We start from the raw sequence: 1,426 nt of genomic DNA, 5'->3' as shown, positions 1-1,426 counted from the left end.
GGCTCTGTTGAATTTCAAGTGGGTTGCGGGGCATGAGGGTTGAGCGCGCGGAAGTCGAGCTTGCCGGCGATCAGGAAGATGACGGTCCTGATCGTCTGGAAGCGCGTGTAGCCTCTGGCGCGACGCTTGGCGGCCTGGAACAGGCCGTTGAACGCCTCGAGGAAGCCGTTGGTCTGGCGCGTCTGGGCCCAGGCGACGATGCCCTCGAGGTGGCGGCGCACGAGCGCGGCGACCTCCTTCATCGGCTCGACCTTGGAGCGCATGACGCAGGCACACCAGTGCCGCAGCATCGCGCGCACGACATTGATCTGCTTGCGCTCGAGGATCTCGCGCAACTGCTCCTTGTAGACCCAGGCGCGCGCGGTGCGCACCGTGCTCATGCGGGCGATGAGCGCATCCAGGTCGGCGGCGGCCTCGGGCTTGAGGCTGGCGCGGTCCTTCAGCAGCGACCAGCGCAGGCCCTTGAGGGACTTGTCGGCACGCTGCTCGATGCGCCGCATCTTGTCCACTGCCGCGTTGGCGTGCCAGACGACGTGGAACTTGTCGAAGGTAATGCGCGCGTTGGGCAGTTGCTCGGTGCAGCCCTTGATGAACGCCGGCGACATGTCGATGCTGACCGATTCGACTTGCTCGGGCGCGCAGCCGTGTGCGGCCAGCTCGCTGGCGATCGCCTCGATGGTCTTGAGCTCGCGCCCCCGGGCCACGGCCAGCACTCTGCGCTCGAGCGCATCGGCCGCCAGCGTGATGTAGCGGTGAGCCTTGGTGCGCGAGGTCTCGTCGATGGCCAGCGCCTTGACCTGGCTGAAGTCGGCCTGCTCGAGCGCCAGCGCCACATAGCGCCGGCAGATGGCCAGCACCCGGTACGCCGAGATGCCCACGATGCGCGCCACGGCGGCAAAGGGCATCTGCGCGCTGAGCATCAGCACCAGCGCCTCGAACAGCAGCGTGAAGCCCGACAGCTTGCCCGCAAACGGCGGCTTGACCAGCACGACCCGCCCGTCGGGCAGCTTCACCCGCGGCGTGCGCACCTCGAGCACGCACTCGTGCTGGAAGAAGTTCAAGTGCCGGTAGGTCTTGATGAGTGTGTCGTGCACGGGGTGCTCACCGGCAACGCCTTCGACCGCGAAGCGGCTGCCGGCAGCAAAGTCGACGCCCACCGTCAGCACCTTGGAGGCCTCGTCGAAGCGCACGGCGGCGACGAACCATGGCGCGGCGATGCCCAGCGCCGCTTCGAACAACCTGTCATGCATCTCAATCGCTCCCGCTCGTCATGGCCGATGCGTCAGCATGCCGCATCGGCCACGACGGTCAGCGTACCGGCCAAGACCCGGCGTCAAGGGTTCGCTGCGCCGAGCTTCGCCCGCCCTTGACCCCGGTCCTTGGCCTGAACTCCCCTTGGCTCACCCACTCGGAATTCAACAGAGGC

General features: G+C 67.3%; 1 protein-coding gene. It reads right to left on the bottom strand.

The features are described from left to right. Window positions 1-14: 14 nt before the first annotated feature. Entirely contained in the window at window positions 15-1,250 is a 1,236-nt protein-coding gene (locus DRV96_RS17710) for an ISL3 family transposase (protein ID WP_119293598.1), read from the bottom strand. Between the last annotated feature and the right edge of the window lie 176 nt (window positions 1,251-1,426).

Source organism: Azohydromonas sediminis, from assembly GCF_003574675.1.
In the GTDB taxonomy this organism is placed as follows: Bacteria; Pseudomonadota; Gammaproteobacteria; order Burkholderiales; family Burkholderiaceae_C; genus Calidifontimicrobium; species Calidifontimicrobium sediminis.
This window is presented reverse-complemented; position numbering and strand designations above follow the sequence as displayed.